This is a genomic window from Dyadobacter sp. HNCC25DJ183 (genome assembly GCF_056895175.1).
Genome location: NZ_JBXHAP010000001.1, coordinates 450,474 through 467,980, shown reverse-complemented (window position 1 = coordinate 467,980; position 17,507 = coordinate 450,474). Strand labels below are relative to the sequence as shown.

At 46.9% G+C, this 17,507-nt stretch carries 22 protein-coding genes and 1 pseudogene; 12 read left to right on the top strand and 11 right to left on the bottom strand.

Annotated elements, in window-relative coordinates; genetic code table 11:
• Position 1 precedes the first annotated feature (1 nt).
• Complete coding sequence (locus AC1XTG_RS01945) at positions 2-994, top strand: hypothetical protein (protein WP_484840794.1); 993 nt, start codon at positions 2-4, stop codon at positions 992-994.
• Here the strand turns inward: AC1XTG_RS01945 and AC1XTG_RS01940 are convergent.
• Together AC1XTG_RS01940 and AC1XTG_RS01935 are read right to left on the bottom strand one after the other, a co-directional pair.
• On the bottom strand, positions 991-1,236 hold the full coding sequence (locus tag AC1XTG_RS01940; protein ID WP_484840793.1) for a helix-turn-helix domain-containing protein: 246 nt from the start codon (positions 1,234-1,236) through the stop codon (positions 991-993). The two genes, AC1XTG_RS01945 and AC1XTG_RS01940, sit on opposite strands and share 4 nt — an antisense overlap.
• A 29-nt stretch (positions 1,237-1,265) precedes the next feature.
• Positions 1,266-1,475: a helix-turn-helix transcriptional regulator gene (locus AC1XTG_RS01935; RefSeq protein ID WP_484840792.1), complete on the bottom strand. Its 210-nt coding sequence runs from the start codon at positions 1,473-1,475 to the stop codon at positions 1,266-1,268.
• Between the two features lie 150 nt (positions 1,476-1,625).
• Here AC1XTG_RS01935 and AC1XTG_RS01930 point away from each other — a divergent pair, with 150 nt between their 5' ends.
• Positions 1,626-1,895: a SymE family type I addiction module toxin gene (locus AC1XTG_RS01930; RefSeq protein WP_484840791.1), complete on the top strand. Its 270-nt coding sequence runs from the start codon at positions 1,626-1,628 to the stop codon at positions 1,893-1,895.
• Positions 1,896-1,901: 6 nt separating this feature from the next.
• Here the strand turns inward: AC1XTG_RS01930 and AC1XTG_RS01925 are convergent.
• The 3 genes and pseudogenes from AC1XTG_RS01925 to AC1XTG_RS01915 all read right to left on the bottom strand — a co-directional run.
• Positions 1,902-2,285, bottom strand: a pseudogene (locus AC1XTG_RS01925) (acyltransferase family protein); the annotation flags it as partial.
• A gap of 444 nt (positions 2,286-2,729) precedes the next feature.
• Entirely contained in the window at positions 2,730-3,806 is a 1,077-nt protein-coding gene (locus AC1XTG_RS01920; protein WP_484840790.1) for a spore photoproduct lyase family protein, read from the bottom strand.
• A 115-nt stretch (positions 3,807-3,921) separates the two neighbouring features.
• Entirely contained in the window at positions 3,922-5,052 is a 1,131-nt protein-coding gene (locus tag AC1XTG_RS01915) for a T9SS type A sorting domain-containing protein (RefSeq protein ID WP_484840789.1), read from the bottom strand.
• 289 nt (positions 5,053-5,341) lie between these two features.
• On the opposite strand from AC1XTG_RS01915, the gene AC1XTG_RS01910 reads away from it, so the two are divergent.
• Positions 5,342-5,698 carry a SnoaL-like domain-containing protein gene (locus tag AC1XTG_RS01910; protein WP_056287552.1) on the top strand — a complete coding sequence of 119 codons (357 nt, stop codon included), beginning with the start codon at positions 5,342-5,344 and terminating at the stop codon, positions 5,696-5,698.
• Between the two features lie 66 nt (positions 5,699-5,764).
• Here the strand turns inward: AC1XTG_RS01910 and AC1XTG_RS01905 are convergent, their stop codons facing one another.
• Positions 5,765-6,355: a helix-turn-helix domain-containing protein gene (locus AC1XTG_RS01905; protein WP_056287554.1), complete on the bottom strand. Its 591-nt coding sequence runs from the start codon at positions 6,353-6,355 to the stop codon at positions 5,765-5,767.
• A 163-nt stretch (positions 6,356-6,518) separates the two neighbouring features.
• Here AC1XTG_RS01905 and AC1XTG_RS01900 point away from each other — a divergent pair, with 163 nt between their 5' ends.
• On the top strand, positions 6,519-7,490 hold the full coding sequence (locus tag AC1XTG_RS01900; RefSeq protein ID WP_056287556.1) for a bifunctional helix-turn-helix transcriptional regulator/GNAT family N-acetyltransferase: 972 nt from the start codon (positions 6,519-6,521) through the stop codon (positions 7,488-7,490).
• On the opposite strand, the gene AC1XTG_RS01895 is transcribed toward AC1XTG_RS01900, so the two are convergent.
• Both AC1XTG_RS01895 and AC1XTG_RS01890 read right to left on the bottom strand, forming a co-directional pair.
• Positions 7,448-7,780: a nucleotidyltransferase family protein gene (locus AC1XTG_RS01895; RefSeq protein ID WP_082489276.1), complete on the bottom strand. Its 333-nt coding sequence runs from the start codon at positions 7,778-7,780 to the stop codon at positions 7,448-7,450. The two genes, AC1XTG_RS01900 and AC1XTG_RS01895, sit on opposite strands and share 43 nt — an antisense overlap.
• 2 nt (positions 7,781-7,782) lie before the next feature.
• Positions 7,783-8,205 carry a nucleotidyltransferase substrate binding protein gene (locus AC1XTG_RS01890; RefSeq protein WP_056287558.1) on the bottom strand — a complete coding sequence of 141 codons (423 nt, stop codon included), beginning with the start codon at positions 8,203-8,205 and terminating at the stop codon, positions 7,783-7,785.
• Positions 8,206-8,463: 258 nt separating this feature from the next.
• Here AC1XTG_RS01890 and AC1XTG_RS01885 point away from each other — a divergent pair, with 258 nt between their 5' ends.
• Together AC1XTG_RS01885 and AC1XTG_RS01880 are read left to right on the top strand one after the other, a co-directional pair.
• Positions 8,464-8,619, top strand: a complete 156-nt coding sequence (locus tag AC1XTG_RS01885; protein WP_157474823.1) for a hypothetical protein — start codon at positions 8,464-8,466, stop codon at positions 8,617-8,619.
• A 126-nt stretch (positions 8,620-8,745) separates the two neighbouring features.
• Positions 8,746-9,351 (top strand): dihydrofolate reductase family protein, encoded by a 606-nt coding sequence (locus AC1XTG_RS01880; RefSeq protein ID WP_484840788.1) that lies wholly within the window; start codon positions 8,746-8,748, stop codon positions 9,349-9,351.
• Between the two features lie 13 nt (positions 9,352-9,364).
• On the opposite strand, the gene AC1XTG_RS01875 is transcribed toward AC1XTG_RS01880, so the two are convergent.
• Together AC1XTG_RS01875 and AC1XTG_RS01870 are read right to left on the bottom strand one after the other, a co-directional pair.
• Entirely contained in the window at positions 9,365-9,997 is a 633-nt protein-coding gene (locus tag AC1XTG_RS01875) for an START domain-containing protein (protein WP_484840787.1), read from the bottom strand.
• A gap of 57 nt (positions 9,998-10,054) precedes the next feature.
• Complete coding sequence (locus tag AC1XTG_RS01870) at positions 10,055-10,783, bottom strand: hypothetical protein (RefSeq protein WP_484840786.1); 729 nt, start codon at positions 10,781-10,783, stop codon at positions 10,055-10,057.
• Between the two features lie 320 nt (positions 10,784-11,103).
• Here AC1XTG_RS01870 and AC1XTG_RS01865 point away from each other — a divergent pair, with 320 nt between their 5' ends.
• From AC1XTG_RS01865 to AC1XTG_RS01840, 6 genes are all read left to right on the top strand, one after another.
• Positions 11,104-11,559, top strand: coding sequence for a glycine zipper family protein (locus AC1XTG_RS01865; protein ID WP_484840785.1), 456 nt, complete (start codon positions 11,104-11,106; stop codon positions 11,557-11,559).
• 11 nt (positions 11,560-11,570) lie between these two features.
• Complete coding sequence (locus AC1XTG_RS01860; RefSeq protein ID WP_484840784.1) at positions 11,571-12,335, top strand: methyltransferase domain-containing protein; 765 nt, start codon at positions 11,571-11,573, stop codon at positions 12,333-12,335.
• 183 nt (positions 12,336-12,518) lie between these two features.
• Positions 12,519-13,835 carry a serine hydrolase domain-containing protein gene (locus tag AC1XTG_RS01855; RefSeq protein ID WP_056287571.1) on the top strand — a complete coding sequence of 439 codons (1,317 nt, stop codon included), beginning with the start codon at positions 12,519-12,521 and terminating at the stop codon, positions 13,833-13,835.
• 75 nt (positions 13,836-13,910) lie between these two features.
• The gene (locus AC1XTG_RS01850; protein ID WP_056287573.1) at positions 13,911-14,324 is read left to right on the top strand and encodes a DUF6157 family protein; all 414 of its coding nucleotides are present in this window, start codon (positions 13,911-13,913) and stop codon (positions 14,322-14,324) included.
• 33 nt (positions 14,325-14,357) lie between these two features.
• Positions 14,358-15,635: a S8 family peptidase gene (locus tag AC1XTG_RS01845; protein WP_484840783.1), complete on the top strand. Its 1,278-nt coding sequence runs from the start codon at positions 14,358-14,360 to the stop codon at positions 15,633-15,635.
• The gene (locus tag AC1XTG_RS01840; protein ID WP_056287578.1) at positions 15,632-15,862 is read left to right on the top strand and encodes a hypothetical protein; all 231 of its coding nucleotides are present in this window, start codon (positions 15,632-15,634) and stop codon (positions 15,860-15,862) included. The genes AC1XTG_RS01845 and AC1XTG_RS01840 overlap by 4 nt, the downstream gene beginning before the upstream one ends.
• A gap of 2 nt (positions 15,863-15,864) precedes the next feature.
• Here AC1XTG_RS01840 and AC1XTG_RS01835 read toward each other — a convergent pair whose 3' ends face one another.
• A complete protein-coding gene (locus tag AC1XTG_RS01835; protein WP_484840782.1) occupies positions 15,865-17,481 on the bottom strand; it encodes a M81 family metallopeptidase in 1,617 nt (538 codons plus the stop codon).
• Positions 17,482-17,507: the final 26 nt, after the last annotated feature.

Genomic DNA, 17,507 nt, shown 5'->3' with positions numbered 1-17,507 from the left:
TATGCGATATGAATATTATAAAATTGCTGGTGAGCTTGTCAGCGCAAATATTATTCCGAAGTCTGAGATATTTGATTATACCGATACGCTAATTGAAGATGTATGTGAGAAATATTTTCAATTTTGCCAAACCAATCTTTCTGAACATTGTAATGACTACAACATTCAACCGGCAAGATTTTTTTTCAGAGAAAATAATAGTGTGAATGCTGGGGCCGGAAAAATAGGCGAGTATTATGTTATTTGCGTTAACAAAGCATACATATACAGACTACATCAGTTCTTTCATTCAAGCCAAGTTTTTACAAATGTTGGAGGTGTTGAAGAATTTACGAGGCTACTCGCATTACTAAATATAACTCCTGAATTTCTTCTTTTTCAATCATCAACGATTTTTACTTACTATCATGAATTGGCTCATTTGATTCAAAAGTCCCAAGACTTGACAAATTGGATTGATGAACAGTACGCTGATGGAAGTGAAGAGTTCTCAATGCCAAAGCACTTGAAAGAGTTCGATTCTGATATGCATGGTTCAAACAGCGTTTTTTTTCACGCAGTCAACTATCGGAATGGCTTTGACGAGAATGACAGGATATCAGAAAATTTGCAGAGAATTTTGGTTCTAGCATTATCGGGTGTATTCTCACACTTTATGTTTTTACTGAATATACAGTTCAGAGAGATTTATTTTGAGGAAAAAAGTCATCCGCATCCTATTATAAGAATCGCGTATGTGTCCGCAGTATTCCTTGATATGGCTAAAAGAGATTTTAATGAAAATTTCGACCATAGAAATATCCTAAATGAAGCCCTGGATATAAGTAATCAGTTCTTTGTCAACGAATTTGGGAACAATGTTGTAGATCTGTACAAAGAAACACTATTCAACAATTATGATTTGGTTATGGCTTACGTAGGTAAATTGATGGCTGAGGCAAGGGGAATTCCATCATTAGCAATAAATACTGTCCATTTAAATATGTTAAATTAAAAATCTTTCAAAACCCTAAAACCCTTTGGAATCCCTGGCAGAAAGAATACAGCGAATGGGCGCTTGTATACTTTTGCAAGCTCTTGCGCCTCTTTAATCGTGGGATAAGCTGTTCCATTCTCCCATTTACGCAAAATTTCTGGCGAAGTTGCCGATTTCGCCGCCGCTGCTAATAATGACATTCCAGCTCGAATTCTTGCCCATTTCAGCACAGCAGGATTCACATGCGCTTTCTCTTCCATAGTGGGCGTTTGTGAAGCTAAATTTTACTCTACTCTTTTGTCGAAACCAACAACTCCCTAATATCAACCTTTAAGAAAACTGAAATCTCATACAATGTCTCCAATGTAGGCTGAATCTCATTCTTCGACCAGCGAGAAACGGTTGATTCTGTCTTGTTCAAATGCTTAGCCAAATCTCGGCCGGTTTTTTCCTTTTCTACTAGGACTAATTTTATTCTATTAAGACGAAGTTTTGACACGAGAAGCCTATTTATAGCTGTTTCGTGTCAATATAATACAAATTTTATCCTACATTAAAAACACTTATTACGCGCATAAATTATAATCTGGTGCATAATGTTTTTGTAAATAATGCTATCTTTGTTGACCATGTAGCAAACTTACAAACTATGACACACGAAAAAAAATCTTCTTCGCCTTCGGAAAGGCAGTTGACAGTTTATAGCAAATATGTGCCGCGGGCTTGGTATCGGTATGTGGTGATGCCGGAGATCAGGCTTTGCGGGAAGTGGCTGCTGGATGCCGGTTTTGAATGTGGGGATGAGGTGACGGTGCGGTGTTTTGGGAATAAATTGGAGATTACGCTCAATCCGGTGCCGGAGCCGGAACCTGCGCCGGTTCGGAAACGTAGGTCGCGGCGGAGTGAGGTGCTTTCTTAGGCTTCTCTATTTCAGCTTTTTGCGGAGCCAGGCCCGGGTGGGCTCGTCGTAAAATTTCAAACTGATGTACGCCAGCACGATCGCGCCGGAGAAGGTGAGCAGGGCGGCGGGGAAGGCTTCGGATAATGTGATGCCTTTGTGGCGGCTGACCCAGGCGACGTAGAAATAGACGAGCACGTAATGTGTCATGTATAAGGGATAGGAAAGGTCGCCGAGGAATTTGCAGATTTTGGCTTCCGCCTGGCTGCGCGCCACGCCGCCGGCACCGAGGTAGACGATGGCCGGGAAGACGATGATGATGCAAAATGCTTCGTACAAACCATTGAGCCAGAGGCGATCTGTGCCGCCAATTCGGGGCATGAGCAACACGGCCGCTACGAGGAGGCTGCACCAAAGAAAGGCATTATTGCGGCTATGCCGCTCCGCTCAGCATGACAAAGCTAGTAATAACGCTAAGTTACTACCCTTGTCACCCTGAGCGGAGTCGAAGGGCAGGCACCGCGCTACCAAACATGTAAGAAGCATTGTGCACGATGCTTCGACCGCAGCGGCGGCCGCTCCGCTCAGCATGACAAAGGTGAGATGGGGACGGGCTTACTTGCTTAAATTGTTGTTGTGCCCCTCATTTGTCACCCTGAGCGCAGTCGAAGGGCAGATGCGGCAGCAACCACCTACCCTTGTCACCCTGAGCGGAGTCGAAGGGCAGGCACCGCTACCAAACATGTAAGAAGCATTGTGCACGATGCTTCGACCGCAGCGGCGGCCGCTCCGCTCAGCATGACAAAGCGGGTTGCCCAGCTGGTAGCGCCCTTCGACTCCGCTCAGGGTGACAAGTCAAAACGCATAGCGAATTTGACAATAAGGCAACTGCGTCTTCACTGCCTCTACCAACTCCCCCACAATCTCCCGCTTGATATTATTCTTATACCGCACATTCCTTTGCCCCGATTGGCTGTACTTCACTTGCTGAATATCTGGCCGCCAGAGGACTTCTTCGGCTTTGGGGTGCCAGGCCAGGTTGACGTCGTGGAGGCGGTCGTTGTGGGTTAGGAAGATGATTTCGGTGGCGAGCTGGGCTTTGGTTTGTTCGTCGAGGACCTGGTTGATTTCCTCGAAAAGCGCGTACCAGTCGTCGAGCCAGCCTTCGTAGTATATCACCGGCGCGAAACTTACATTCACCTCATAACCAGCCTCCCGGAATTCGTTCATGACGGCGATGCGCTCGCTGATGGGCGTGGTGCGGACGTCGACAAGCTTGGACATTTGATGCGGCATGAGGCTGAACCGGATTCGCGTTTTGAGCTGCGGATCGTAGCTGAGCATTTCGCGGTTGACGAATTTCGTGGCGAAAGTGAGCTTGGCATTGGGCAGCGTTTTGTAGAGGTTGATCATGTCTTTCATGTTATCACAAATGGCCGCATCGGCTGAGCAATCCCCATTTTCGCCGATTTCGTACACCCAATATTCCGGATCGATGGCATCTGGCTCGGCTTTGATGCCCTGCTTGGCGGCGTGGCGGGTGAGGTAGCCCATGATCTGCTCGATGTTCACAAAAATAGAAATGGGATTGGCGTAACCTTTCCGCCGCGGCACGTAGCAATATGAGCACGACATGGTGCAACCATTGGACTGCGAAGGCGCCACCCAATGCGAGCTGCGGGTATTGGGCCGGCAGGTCAGACCTTTCTTTGCACCGAGAATAAGTACATTCTTTTTGTTCCAAAGCCAGTCGTCAACGGAGCCTTCAAAGCCGAAAAGCTCGGGGATTTTCCAGTGTGAATCCACTTCAATGCGCTCGGCGTCAGGGTATTTGGCAAGGATCTCTCGCCCGCGCTCGTAGGTGGGGACGGAGGGTTCCATGAATATTTTGTGGATGGTAAGGAGGTCGGTGATGGTTTTTTGATGAAGCATAACTTTTAGCGTTTTTGTTTCTCATACTAAAAGTCTGCCATCTGGGCTCCTGGTGGTCTTTTGTTGTTTGGTGTGGTTAGGCGTTACTTTGATCGATGTAACAAACTGATGTATATTAAAGCAGTATTTTCTTTGTTATCCTGCTTGCTCCGGAAGTGAGCTGTGCAACGTAAAGGCCGTTTGGCAGATTGGTGGCCCTGGTTCGTTGTCTACCTGGTTTTAAGGTTTCATAAAATACTTGTTTACCAGATATGTCAAATAGCCTGATTTCAACTTGACTTTTCTCATCTATATCTGTAAAAACTTGAATTGATCTTGTGTTATAATCTGTCGATAACCACCAGTTCTGCTTCATATCAGCTTTGACCGCCACGATACTGCTAAATGCAAACGTATTGTCGAAATCTATCATTTTAAGGCGGTAGTAATTGTTACCATTCATAAATTGATTGTCGCGGAATACATAACTTTTATGTGAATGAGACTCACCTGCTGCCGAGATTGTCCCGATCTTTTCAAAAACCTTCCCGTTTCCGGAACGCTGAATCTCGAAATTCTTGCTCTTACTTTCCAAAGCCGTGCCCCAATTAAGTTCAATCACATTCTCGTTTTGTTTTCCTTCAAAGTGAGTGAGTGTAACAGGGAACGTTTGCTCGAACTGGATTACGACATTTGCATTTCTTGGTGTGATGTATTCTCGTCCATTGATGTCGGTATATTTACTCTCATAGTACATCGTATAAGTTTTCGTTCCCGTTGACGGAAGTACTTTCAGGTAAGGAATATATACATCGTCATCTCCGATATCATCGGCGGGACGAGTTGTGGGAACTGTTGAAACTTCTGTGTCACAGAAAGGGCCAGAAGGAGCTGGGCATCGTTGATCCGATACCCTCAGGTAGCCCTGTTCTAGTATGTTTTCGCCTGTCCATACAACCTGAACACTAGTGTTTGATCTTACGACTGAAATCGTGTTGTCAGGGTTGAGGACTTCCCATTCATCGAACATAAACTGTGAAATTGAGCCGCATCCACTTGCCGGGCCACCTATAAAAATCTGGCCTTCATAGCTCGCCGGTACAACAAAGTCTATTTCTTCTACACTACCCCAGTTAAATAAGGTGCCGCGCTGGCCATTTTCATAGGCGTATACTTGCGGGTGACATAAATTGATCTGAGCAGTAGCCCAAACGGGCATCGTTCCTAATAAGGCGAGAAATCCTATTATTTTAGAGTTTAATTTCATGGCTTTTTTTAATTCGGGATTTATTCTGAAGCGTAAAGAAACGCTGTGTCAATTACTACTTCTTTGTTGCAACCTGTGACAGAAATCTAAGATTATGTGATTTGTTTTATTCAGATTGAGCACGGTTTTACTTTTTAGTAACGGCAGGCGCAACCTACATAGTTAAATCTGCATCATTTTTGGGTTTATAGTTAGGTTCAAGATACTTCAAAATAGAAGGATCTCACATTTTTTAATGTAGTATAGATTGTGCCAATTTTCCTTTAAATAAGTTTAAATACATCAAACAATGACAACACAGGAAGTCGCCGCCCGCTATCACGAGCTTGCGCAGGAAGAAAAATGGTTTCAAATCCAGGATGAGTTTTTTGCAGACAATGTGAAGAGCATTGATCCGCCGCATTCGCCTTATCTGGGTTATGCCGAAGGATTCGCAAATGTGCGCAGGAAGGGGGAGGAGTTTATTAGCAAGATCACTGCTGGGCATCGGGCTTATACTTCGGCACCAATTGTCACAGGCAATCACTTCGCTGTGGCGCGGGAGACGGATATTACTTTAAAAGATTTTGGCCGGATTCAGATGAACCAGATCATGATGTATGAAGTGCAGAATGGGAAAATCATTTCCGAGCAGTTCTTTTATTAAGCTTTAAATCGAAGTTCGAATAAGCCAGAAGTGATGCAGGTTTCTCGTACCTGTATCACTTCTTTTTTAGCTGATTAGTTTCAGGCTAAATGGATATACATTCTCATCGCCTCTCACAATTTTGCTGTGTGTAACGATTATAAAAATCGTGTTGCCGAGGAATAGCGCCAGCATTATTGCGAGCATTATAAATGGATCAATGTAGAACTCCTCATAGAATGTTGGGAAAATGATCAGGTATGCCAAACCGTAGGTGAATACTGTCCACGTAATTTGAAAATTGAGAATGCGCTTGCCCAACTCATTTGCACCATGTACTTTGTTTTTCTTGTAAATCCAGAGTCCAAGCGGAATGAAGATATTTCCGAAAGGGATAAACCACAATGTCAGGGCGGACAGGTTCATCAATTTCAAAAATCCCGGATCTTCTTCAATTTGCACGGTAGCTGAGACTTGAACTGGTATCAGCTCTTCCATTGTAACATTCAACGCCTGTGCCAGCATACGCAACGTTTCGCCGCGGGGTTCAACATTTCCTGTTTCAATGCGCTGCAAAGTGCGCAGGTTAATGCCGGCATTTTCAGCAAGCATTTCCTGTGAAAGACCTCTGTTCTTACGCAAAGTCCTGATCTGATCGGCGATTGTTAATGTGCTCATCTGTAAAGTTGTTTGCATCAAATGTAAGGTTAGAAGATACGATTTGATTGCGGCTTTTCTGCGGCATTTGTACGAATTGTAAAAAAAAGGTTAAGTATATGTTACAAAAATCCATCAAACTTTTACATTTGCATAATCAGTTATGTAATTAGTTATTATCAGTATGAATATATTTAAAAGAACGGGTAAAATGGCGCTGGGTAGCCGACTGAGAATGTTGACCGCTAAGTTTACGGACGATGCGTCTTCCATTTATAACCTCTATCATATCGATATGCAGCCCAAATGGTTTCCAGTCTTCTACGTATTGTCGGAGCGGGATGATGTGACGATTACGGACATCGCGGCGGAGATCGGACACTCGCAGCCTTCGGTAAGCAAGATTGTGCGGGAAATGGCGACAAAGGGTTTGGTGATCGAGAAGAAAGATGCGGCAGATGGTCGGCGTAATGTGGTGCAGCTTTCCGCGATGGGGAGGGAGATTATTGAGAAGATTCAGTATCAATATGAAGACGTGAACAATGCTGTGGAGGAGCTCTCTGCGCAAGCGAACCATGATCTTTGGAAGGCAATAGAGGAATGGGAGTTTTTGCTGGAACAGAAGTCGCTTTTCCAGCGCGTACGCGAACAGCGTAAACTGCGTGAAAGCAGCGCTGTCGAGATTGTTCCCTATGAACCGAAATATCAATCTGCTTTCCGTGATTTAAATGTGGAATGGATTTCAGCCTACTTCAAAATGGAAGAGGCGGATTACAGATCACTCGACCATCCGCAAACGTATATTCTAGATCGTGGCGGCTCCATTCTGGTTGCCTTATACAAAGGCGAGCCCGTCGGCGTGTGCGCATTGATTAAAATGGATGATCCGGATTATGATTTTGAGCTGGCAAAAATGGCCGTATCTCCAAAAGCACAGGGATTGAACATTGGCTGGAAGCTCGGAAATGCAGCGATTGAAAAGGCCAAATCTTTGGGCGCAAATGCGTTATACCTGGAAAGCAATACGATTTTGAAACCTGCAATCAGTTTGTATCACAAACTTGGGTTTAAGAAAGTAACAGGGAGGCCAACGCCGTACGAGCGGGCTAATATTCAAATGGAGTTGAGGTTTGATACTACAGGTTTACCTTCATAAACTACCTCATATTTCTCTTCGATGTTACGCTGAAAACTGGCAGGTATCCTGGCCCAATCCAAAACCTCTACCAGGATAGGAATGTTGCTCTCACGAATTTTATCTTTAAGATCGAAGAAAACATCAGGATCTAATCTTGTCAAATTTTCGCAACGGACAACCAGGTCAAGGTCGCTCCCCTCGTGTGCGGTCCCGTTTACGCGACTTCCGTACGCCCAAACGTCCAGAGGAGTGTCCATGGAAGCAAAGATTTGCCGCAGCGCTTCAAGATCTTTTTGTCGGATTATCATCGTTATTCTCCCTTACTTTCTCGTATTACACTTGCTAAATGATTCGCATCTTTGATAAACTCGGGCAGAATGCGTAAAGTTTCCTCCGCAAAATTGACTCCGTAATCATGTGCGGTGTTGTTTCTGTTATCACGGTATTTAAGCCAGCGTTCACATGTTTCGGCATCGATCAAACTACGTAGTACCGCGTTTCGGAAAATGTCTTTAAAATAAAGCTGATCAGCTGCCTTTGTTGAGTGAAAATATGGTTTCAGAGCCTTTTTAAGAAGCTTTCCGCTCTGTTCAAGAATAATCTCAAATTCCTTTACACTGGCCGATCGGTACATGTCGTAGTCAATCTCGTCTGGATCAGCTTTTAAAAGCAGAGAGTATGCCTTTTCAAGTGTTTCAATGCATCTTTCGTAGTATGTGGTATCGATTCGCATTTTAGTGGAATTTAGAAATGAGTTCAAAAATATAAATTTCCTTTAATCCCGTGACATTCACGCCACCACCGCGAATAATTGGTAAACAGTCTCTTAATCTGACTTTAAACCATAACAAACGCAAGCAACCATGCATCTTCCGCGCGACGCAACCAATTTTCTCAATGTGATTGAGGCCAACAAAGGCATCATTTACAAAGTAGCGAATGCGTACTGCCGGGATGAAGAGGATCGGAAGGCCTGAATCTGGCAGTCACATTGATATTTACAGTTGTTGCAATCTGGCTGTTTTTTAATATCAAATACGAAAACAAGGACAATAAATGGTTCAGGCTGATCTTCAATGGAAGAGAATGGGATCCCGTGCTGAAATCGGTGAAGTTGCTCCGTGAAGTGGAAGGTTATCGTAAATGAGCATTGCTTTTCCGATGTTTGTCGCAATCCACCCTTATAGATGTCGTTTTCCCCGCCCGGCTCTTTGTGAAAGTGCATGTAGCTTTGCATCATCAGGTTTGAAGAAACTTTAAACAGCCAGACAACATGAGAAAGATCATCATCAATGAATTTTTGACCCTCGACGGCGTGATCCAGGGACCGGGCGGCCCTGGGGAGGATACTACGGGCAGTTTCGAGCTGGGAGGATGGGTAGCTAAAAAGTCAGACGACATTTCGGATGAAATCCTGATGGAGATTATGATGCAGCCTTATGACCTGCTGCTCGGGCGTGTTACTTACGAGATATGGGAACCATACTGGCCGGCGCAAACGGGTCCGATTGCCGAGAAATTCACTCAGGTAAAGAAGTACGTAGCCAGCCGCACCCGGCAGGAGGGGAGTTGGAAGGGTACAGTATTCCTCAATGGCGACGCAGTTGAGCAGGTTAAAGCACTAAAAGCCAGCGATGGTCCCGATCTGCAAATGTGGGGCAGCGCTGATTTCATCCATTCGTTGATGGAGCAAGGTCTTATCGACCAGATGAACATCTTTATCCATCCGATCATTTTAGGAAAAGGCAAAAAGCTTTTTCGCGACGGAGCTGTTCCGGGCAATTTCAAACTGACCAGGCATGCCGTTTCAACCAAAGGCGTTATCCTGACTACTTACGAGGCCGATGGTGAAGTGGAATTTGGGAATGCAGGCGAATAACTGATTCGTGCTGCTAGTTACCTGAGGAGGCGGCCCTGGCAAGCCGCTTTTTCATATTCATAAAACTGTCGATCGGGCCTTGCGACGAGAGTGAGTTAACCAGCCAGGCAGGGATTGCGCCGCCGGGATCCAGCTGCAATGTGTATTGAACCTGCGTTTGCTTCGCATTCAAAGGAGTTAAATGCCAAACTCCGGTCGATTTGGAAATTCGCACAACTCCCTTTTTTACGGGCACCATTCCGCCGACCGCAGGCGCATCCACAGTAACTATACCTGTTGCCGGATTTTGCGAGACCGAGATCCTTGCAACGAAATCGCGGTTTTCGAGTGGCCACGGCAGACTTATTTCGGAGTAGTAGTAAAGTTCAAATGCAGATACCCGGCGCACCAGCTTACATGATTTTGTATGGGATACCCAGTCGGTTGCCGCATCCACATCCATCAGCAACGCCACAATCTCCGCGGTAGGCGCATTCACTTTGCATTGTACCTGCAACGCCTTGATCCGGGAGCCGGGTACCTCTCTCGCATACACTTTGATCCCCTCTTTTTCAGTTACAAACTTCCAGCTTTCCTCCGCATTTGCAGTTTGAAATGCGCAAAAGATGAGCGCAAATAGAATGATCAGGTAAACAGTATTTTTCATCACCAAGCTTGTAGAGGAGCTGCAAACTTACAACGAAACTGCATTCAGTGCGTCGGATCAGCGATAATGAAATTCCATTCGTACCCCGTTGCCTTCATCGCAGGTCAGGGGCCGGCCGGCGGCATCGTAGGTAAACTTGCGCTCCCATTGCAGGTCGCCGTTGTAGTCAAATGCGCGGATTACATTGTTTGGAGAGGTGAAAGGATCAGGCCAAACATTCGTGTTCAATCCGGCAAACGGGTTCGGATGATTGTCATATTCGTACCTCGAAGGTCCGACACTGTTCGGCGCACCATTTTGTCGCTCGATTACATTTCCATGATCATCAAATTTGAAAAGATCTAGCCGCCTTGTGTTTTCGGCATGGTACAGCACACTCACACGCGCATTCCGGCCGGTATATTCGATATCTGCGGTCAGGTTTTTACCAACCACTTTGCTTCGGCGTCCCTCGGCGTTATACTCGACTGTGTAGTCCTGGTAGTCAAACTTCCCATTGGGGTCGCACAGCGCGCCGTTCCACGAAGAGTACATCCCGCGGCTGCCTTTACGAATAGACGTGATCCGGTCGCGGGAATAACTAAACTCGCTGGTTTCATAAGGAGTATCGCAGGAACTGTAAACAAGGATGCGGGTAACCCTGCCGTCACCATATTCGAAGCGGGTCTGTACCTTCCCGTTCTGAATGATTTCAGACAAAGCCCCTGCCGGGATTTCAGGGTCAGCTTTCTCTTTTTTGCAGGAAATAATCAGCCCCAGTAATAAAATATGCGCAAACCTTTTCATAAACAGAAATGGTTAGGTGATCGGATTTCAAAAGAATGGATGTTGCTGGGTGCGCTTGGTACTTTAAAGATAACAATCATCTTCATTTACTGATCATCTCACTTCCTCTGGCCGGCTCATTTTTTCCTTAACATAACGCGGGTATAAGAAATGGGCCTCTTACCTGCCCTCAAAGGCACAATTCACGACCTGGCTGCTGCATTTGTAGAGATATTCGCCATTTAAGAGCTGGTTCACGGGCCAGATTCCCTGGAAACCGTGGGCATCTAACGGTGGCATGATTTTAGATCAATATACCCGTAGAACCATCCAATAAAAACATGAAATCGTTAGTTTCAGTGTTACTCGCAGCCTCCGTTTTGTCTGCATGTAACAATAGTGCTAAGCAGCAGGAAGTGGCGCTGAAAGCCCAGCAAAGGACCATTGACTCAATGAAAACTGCAATGGAAAAGCAGGCGATCATCGACTCTATGAACAACGTTATGGCGCAGCAAAAAGAAGAACAGACACGCCAGGAAGAACAGGTAAAAGAAGAGCAGCAAATGGTTGCGACTTCTAATCAGGCACCCCAACCTGTCGCTCAGAAAAAATCCAGATGGAACCACAAGGCCAAAGGTGCAGTGGTAGGAGCGGGTACCGGCGCAGTGACCGGCGCGATCATCAACAAAAACCGCGCGGAAGGCGCCCTGGTGGGCAGCTTGATAGGTGCAGGTGTTGGTCTGGGTACCGGCGCAATTGTTGACCACGAAAAGAAGAAGAAGCAGAGCAGACAATAATTTCAAACATCATGGCCTGGAATCCCGACACCTACAACAAATTTAAATCAGAGCGTTTTGCCCCTTTTTACGATTTGTTGGAGCTGGTGAGGGTCAAACCGGGCCTGCATGCAATAGATATGGGTTGCGGCACCGGCGAGCTTACACGTAAGCTCGCCGACAAACTTCCCAATTCAAATGTCTTCGGCATTGATTCCTCCCCGGAAATGCTGAATATGTCCGACGCATTCCGCCGGCCCAAACTGAGTTTTGAACGTCGCTCCATTGAAGAGCAATTGCAGATTGGCCAAACGTGGGACATCATTTTCTCTAATGCTGCGATACAGTGGGTTGACAATCACGCTCAACTCCTCGCCGACATGATCGCCAGGATCAGGCAGAACGGACAATTGCTAATCCAGCTGCCCGCGCAAAATCACAACATTTCCAACAGAATACTCAACGAGCTTGCCGTAGAAGAACCTTTCAGTAGTGCATTGCAGGGCTGGGTAAGGCAATCTCCCGTGCTTGATATTGAGGACTATGCGCAGATTCTCTTTGAAAACAGAAGTCGGCAAATGACCGTTTTTGAGAAGATCTATCCGATGGTTTTGCAGGATGCGAATGCATTGTTCGAGTTTGTTTCCGGCACTGCAATAATCCCGTATCTCGAAAGGCTGGAAGGAGAAACGCGCGAGCAGTTCATTGCAGAATACAAGAACAGGCTGAATGCCGCATTTCCCAAGCAACCCGTTTTTTATCCATTCAAAAGAATTATCCTTGAAGCTTCTTTTTGATCGTTGGATCGCTTTGCCTATTATTAGTGGTAAAAGCATTTAACACCTCAATGATCCTGGCAACGCACGGCCAGATAGGTACGTGCTATCATCGCTGAGCTTGTCGCGACAGCTGCTTTGTAACTCGTTTTTCGCTTTCCCGATTTTAAAGTATATTCAGTAAACAACAAAAACCACTTCTACATGATCCGTAAGGCATTTTACATTGCATTCCTTTTCCTCGCGTCGATACCCGCATTTGCGCAGCAGATTGACAAAACAAAGCTGGACGCCTATTTCGATGCGCTTGAAAAAAACGACAAGTTCATGGGAAGCGTTGCAATTTCTCAGAATGGAAATGTGGTATACAGCCGCACATTAGGCTTCGCTGATGTGGAAACGAAGAAAAAACCCGATCAAAATACGCGGTACCGCATTGGTTCCATCTCCAAAACATTCACGTCAGTACTCGTTTTCAAGGCCATTGAAGAAAAAAAGCTGAGCCTGACTGAAACGCTCGACAAGTATTTCCCCGGCATTAAAAATGCTCCCCAGATTACCATTGCGCATCTGCTAAGCCACCGCAGCGGGATCCACAATTTTACCGACGGCGCTGATTACCTCAAATGGAACACGCAAAAGAAAACCGAAGCCGAGATGGTAGAGATTGTAACGAAAGGCGGAAGCGACTTTACTCCCGATTCCAAAGCCGCGTACAGCAATTCCAATTATCTGCTGCTCACCTACATTCTCGAAAAGGTCAATAAAAAACCTTTCGGCACATTGCTGAATGAGAAGATCTTCAAACCCGCCGGACTTACCCATACAGCTTTGGGTGGCAAAATCAATCCGGACAATGAGAGTTATTCCTATGAGTACCAGGGCAAATGGGTGAAGCAGCCAGAGACGGATATGTCCGTTCCGGCGGGAGCAGGCGCGCTGATTTCCACACCAACAGATTTGACGAAATTCGCGGAAGCATTGTTTGGCGGTAAGCTGATCACGCCTGAAAGCCTGGAAAAAATGAGGACCATGCGCGACGGATATGGAATGGGATTATTTCAAATCCCATTTTATGAAAAGAAGAGTTTAGGGCATACGGGCGGTATTGACGGTTTTCGATCACTGTTAGGTTATTTTCCGGATGATAAAATCGCGTATTCATATGTTACAAACGGGTCCGTTATTCAGCCGAACAATGTGGCAATCGCCATGCTGAGCGCAGTGTACGGAAAGTCAGTTGATATTCCTGAATTCAAAACATACAGCCCCGATCCGACCGATTTCGATAAGTATACGGGCGTTTACGCGAGCAATCAGATCCCGATCAAAATAACAGTAAGCCGTTCAGGGAATGTACTCACGGCGCAGGGCAGCGGGCAGCCTTCTTTCACGCTCGAACCGACAGATAAAGACAAGTTCAAGTTCGAAGCTGGCGGATTATCGATGGAATTCATCCCGGCGGAAAAGAAAATGCTGTTACGGCAGGGAGGCGGCGTGTTCGATTTTCGTAAAGAATAATGTTTTGGTTGTGAAGCCTGCTGACATAGGGTTGTCACTCACCGTTTTTATTTTTGATAAAACCACATCATCAATATGAAAGTACATACAACAAACTACGAAAACACATTCATCGAAGTGGCCGAGGATTGTCCGGCTGTGGAGGGAGAAGTGCCTCCGGTAAAGGGAGATAAGCGCACTGTGGCGAACATTGCATTCGATATCGTCAGCCAGAATCCATACAAATTCACGTCTGACGATGTGCTGTTCCGAATTTATGCTGAAAAAAATGACCTGACCGAGGCCGAGCTGGAAGGTGCAAGAAAGATGTTCTTTTCAAAAGGCCAGGCCTGCATGCGCGCCTCGCCACTTGCCAAGCGATATGGTTGGGGCATTCACAATGATGCCAAAGGGAAAATAGCGATTTACGGCAGAGAATCCCCTAAGTACGAAGCCCTGGCCAGCGACAGCTCGCTGAAAAAAGTCAAAGCGATGAAATCAAGCAGATAATACTTCATTACACTTCAACAAACTAGATAATAAATGAAAAAGCCTGTTTTAGGGAAACAAACATTCCTGCCCGACAACACCGGGCGGGTGGAAGCCTTCGAGAAGTTCGTCAGGGAGGTTTACGACAAAAACCGCGACGAAAAGCCGCTTTACACAGGCAGGTACTTCGTGATTTTCAGGGAGGGAGTTGCTGCTTCTTCAAGAGCAACCAGCTTTCTGAAATCTGAATGCGGGTTTTCGGTTGCCAACACAAGAGAGTTCGTGCGCACGGCAGTTGACGAAACCCGCCTCGAAGGGGCCGACGCGCTGATTTACGAAGATCTCGGCATTGCGCTCGTCGGCGCAGAAGAAGACCAGATCCGGATACTGGAAGCTTCTGCAACCAGCTACATCATCGCACCCGAGAAGGTGGTATATGTACCCGACGAAATACCCGCAGTGCTGAATGTCCCCTCCACCTGGGGGATAGATGTAACGCAGGCAATGGTTTCAGGATATACCGGAAATGGCGTAAAAATCGCTGTACTGGATACCGGCTTCGACGCCAGCCACCCCGATTTTGCCGGAAGGAACATTACTGTAAACTCGTTTGTACCGGAAGAATCCGGCGAGGATATGCACGGCCACGGAACCCACTGCATCGGAAGTGCCTGCGGCAATGTGGATGTGAACGGAATGCGTTATGGTGTGGCAAGAAATGCCGAGATATATGCAGGCAAGGTACTCAGCAATGAAGGAAGCGGTGCGCAGGCGTGGATCCTGAACGGGATGACCTGGGCTGCCGACAACGGATGCAATGTGATTTCGATGTCGCTCGGCTCACGTGTATTTCCCGGTCAAAGCTATGATGTGGCTTACGAGAGAGCAGCGCAATATGCACTTTCAAAAGGTACTGTGGTCATTGCAGCTGCCGGAAATGAGAGCCGCCGCTCAATGAACCAGTTCAGTCCAGTGGGCAGCCCGGCAGATTGTCCGTCTATTATGGCGGTTGCCGCGCTCGATTCAAGCCTGAACGTCGCAGATTTCTCAAACCGTAAGATCAACCCTAATGGCGGAGAAGTGGATATAGCAGGTCCCGGCGTGGAGATATATTCCAGCTGGCCCATGCCGATGCGCTACCGAACCATTTCAGGAACAAGCATGGCGACTCCGCACGTGGCCGGGTTGGCTGGTTTGTTATGGGAAAAACTACCAAACGCGACTCCTTACCAGATTATGACTGAACTGCGCAACCTCGCAAAAAGGCTGCCGATCTCTAATGTGGATGTAGGAGTTGGATTAGCTATCGCACCTGTCGATCCGATCGTATGAAAAGCATTGTAATCACCATTTCGGAGACTTACCGGGGCAGCTTGAAGACTGTTGCGGACGAACTTTGTGAGGAGGGACTTACCATCACCAACCTGTTCGAGTTTGGCGTAATTACGGGCCAGGCCGAGGATCAGGTGATCGACAAGCTCCGCGGGCATAAGGAAGTGGTCTCATTGACCGAAGACAGGCCGGCGCACATTGCGCCGCCTGATGCTCCGGTTCAATAATGTTATTTACTGTCTGAGGAAGGAACGAGCCTGGCTTTCAAGTCGGGCTCCTTCATATCCTTATCCAATGGAAATATCGGTCTTTTCACCCGCTTGTATTCCAGACCTTCAAGGTTCTGGTCCACGCCACCCGGTGTAAGTGACAGCGTCCAGTCAGCGCGCATGTTGTAAAGCTCCGGTTCGAGGTAACCAATTTTTACAACCACCACATCCGCCTTGCGCGGGTTTAATCCGAGTCTCGTAAAATCCGCTTCCTTGTGGTAAGGCTTGCGTTTTTTCGTCACGATCACACTCACACTGCCCACCTTCACAACTACTTCCGTTTCCGCATTCCGGTCGCCGTGCTCGATAGCAGTTACGGTTCCTTTCAAGCGAACGGGCGGAGCAAAGCGGGAATCTACTTTCGCACCGGCCAATGCATCAATTTGGCCACCCACCCCAACTTCCACTGCCTTCGCGACCAGCTCAGGGCCCGGAATGGAAGCATAGATAAGCGTCTTACCATTTTCCTTCTGGAACTCCGGTCTTTTCAAAATCTCAGTAATAGTCCACGTCACATCCCCCGCGCCGCCCGCAGTCGGGTTATCGCCCGAATCGCTGATGAAATAAGGTGTTTTGTCGCTGTTAACAGCTTTGTCCAGTGCTTCTTTCAATGTGCCGGTCGGTGCTACAAATGCAAATTCTTTCCGCACATCCCAGAAGCTTTTCGCAAGCTTTTCAGCGGTACTTGTTACAGCCTTTTTGTCATCGCCGGTCACCATTACCACCGCGTGGTTGCGGGGTTCGTCGGCCCAGGCGTAACCTACCCACATGGCAGCGTCAATAATCCCTTTTTGCATGGAAGCTGGGGTAACTGCTGCATAAATCCGCTTTCCGGGCTCAATGCGGGTTGATGTTTTCTCGCCTGGCAGCAGAACAGGAATGGGTATCCACGCCTTGTATGCAGGTTTTCCCTTGCCGCTTTCGAGTCTGTCCAGCAGGTTCACAACTGCGCGTTTTTTGGTTTGCATGGCATCTTCGTGCGGCGCCATCCGGTAGCAGGTAATCAGGTCGGTGTTTTGTGCCAAACGCCAGGATACATTGCCGTGCAGGTCCATTGAAGTTGAAATGAGCGTTTTGGTACCTACTACTTCCCTGATCCGGACAATGAAATCGCCCTCCGGATCGTCCAGGCCTACCACACTCATTGCGCCGTGGATATCGAAGAAAAGTCCGTCGTAGGGCGCATTTTTCTTTAATAATTCAAGCGTTTGTTTTACAAGAGACTCATAAGCTTCACGCGTAACCGCGCCACCAGGTAGCGATTTGCCAACCAATGCAGGAAGCCACGTTGCTTTCGGGCGGATACCCGAATCGGGGGACATAAATGGATAGGCTGCGAAAACCTGGTCGCCATAGCGGGCGTGAAAAGCCTCTTCGGTTGTTAACGCGGGTGAAAAAGTGCTGGATTCGATACCCAGGCCGGCAATAGCAATGCGGGGCGCCGCTTTCGGAGCGATGGAAATGCGGGTTGTCTCAGTACTCGTTTTTTCTTCATCAAAACTCCTGGTTAACGTAGAAGAAAGTGGCTGAAATGCGCCGAGTAGCAAAGAAAAAACCGCGAAAAATGTAGTTTTCATATATAAAATTTTAACAAACCGGATTA

What these genes read in the sequence shown, in the direction of transcription:
- AC1XTG_RS01945 (WP_484840794.1), top strand. Translation starts at nt 2, where the DNA reads ATGCGATATGAATATTATAAAATTGCTGGTGAGCTTGTCAGCGCAAAT.
- AC1XTG_RS01940 (WP_484840793.1), bottom strand. Translation starts at nt 1,236, where the DNA reads ATGGAAGAGAAAGCGCATGTGAATCCTGCTGTGCTGAAATGGGCAAGA.
- AC1XTG_RS01930 (WP_484840791.1), top strand. Translation starts at nt 1,626, where the DNA reads ATGACACACGAAAAAAAATCTTCTTCGCCTTCGGAAAGGCAGTTGACA.
- AC1XTG_RS01920 (WP_484840790.1), bottom strand. Translation starts at nt 3,806, where the DNA reads ATGCTTCATCAAAAAACCATCACCGACCTCCTTACCATCCACAAAATA.
- AC1XTG_RS01915 (WP_484840789.1), bottom strand. Translation starts at nt 5,052, where the DNA reads ATGAAATTAAACTCTAAAATAATAGGATTTCTCGCCTTATTAGGAACG.
- AC1XTG_RS01910 (WP_056287552.1), top strand. Translation starts at nt 5,342, where the DNA reads ATGACAACACAGGAAGTCGCCGCCCGCTATCACGAGCTTGCGCAGGAA.
- AC1XTG_RS01905 (WP_056287554.1), bottom strand. Translation starts at nt 6,355, where the DNA reads ATGAGCACATTAACAATCGCCGATCAGATCAGGACTTTGCGTAAGAAC.
- AC1XTG_RS01900 (WP_056287556.1), top strand. Translation starts at nt 6,519, where the DNA reads ATGAATATATTTAAAAGAACGGGTAAAATGGCGCTGGGTAGCCGACTG.
- AC1XTG_RS01895 (WP_082489276.1), bottom strand. Translation starts at nt 7,780, where the DNA reads ATGATAATCCGACAAAAAGATCTTGAAGCGCTGCGGCAAATCTTTGCT.
- AC1XTG_RS01890 (WP_056287558.1), bottom strand. Translation starts at nt 8,205, where the DNA reads ATGCGAATCGATACCACATACTACGAAAGATGCATTGAAACACTTGAA.
- AC1XTG_RS01880 (WP_484840788.1), top strand. Translation starts at nt 8,746, where the DNA reads ATGAGAAAGATCATCATCAATGAATTTTTGACCCTCGACGGCGTGATC.
- AC1XTG_RS01875 (WP_484840787.1), bottom strand. Translation starts at nt 9,997, where the DNA reads ATGAAAAATACTGTTTACCTGATCATTCTATTTGCGCTCATCTTTTGC.
- AC1XTG_RS01870 (WP_484840786.1), bottom strand. Translation starts at nt 10,783, where the DNA reads ATGAAAAGGTTTGCGCATATTTTATTACTGGGGCTGATTATTTCCTGC.
- AC1XTG_RS01865 (WP_484840785.1), top strand. Translation starts at nt 11,104, where the DNA reads ATGAAATCGTTAGTTTCAGTGTTACTCGCAGCCTCCGTTTTGTCTGCA.
- AC1XTG_RS01860 (WP_484840784.1), top strand. Translation starts at nt 11,571, where the DNA reads ATGGCCTGGAATCCCGACACCTACAACAAATTTAAATCAGAGCGTTTT.
- AC1XTG_RS01855 (WP_056287571.1), top strand. Translation starts at nt 12,519, where the DNA reads ATGATCCGTAAGGCATTTTACATTGCATTCCTTTTCCTCGCGTCGATA.
- AC1XTG_RS01850 (WP_056287573.1), top strand. Translation starts at nt 13,911, where the DNA reads ATGAAAGTACATACAACAAACTACGAAAACACATTCATCGAAGTGGCC.
- AC1XTG_RS01845 (WP_484840783.1), top strand. Translation starts at nt 14,358, where the DNA reads ATGAAAAAGCCTGTTTTAGGGAAACAAACATTCCTGCCCGACAACACC.
- AC1XTG_RS01840 (WP_056287578.1), top strand. Translation starts at nt 15,632, where the DNA reads ATGAAAAGCATTGTAATCACCATTTCGGAGACTTACCGGGGCAGCTTG.
- AC1XTG_RS01835 (WP_484840782.1), bottom strand. Translation starts at nt 17,481, where the DNA reads ATGAAAACTACATTTTTCGCGGTTTTTTCTTTGCTACTCGGCGCATTT.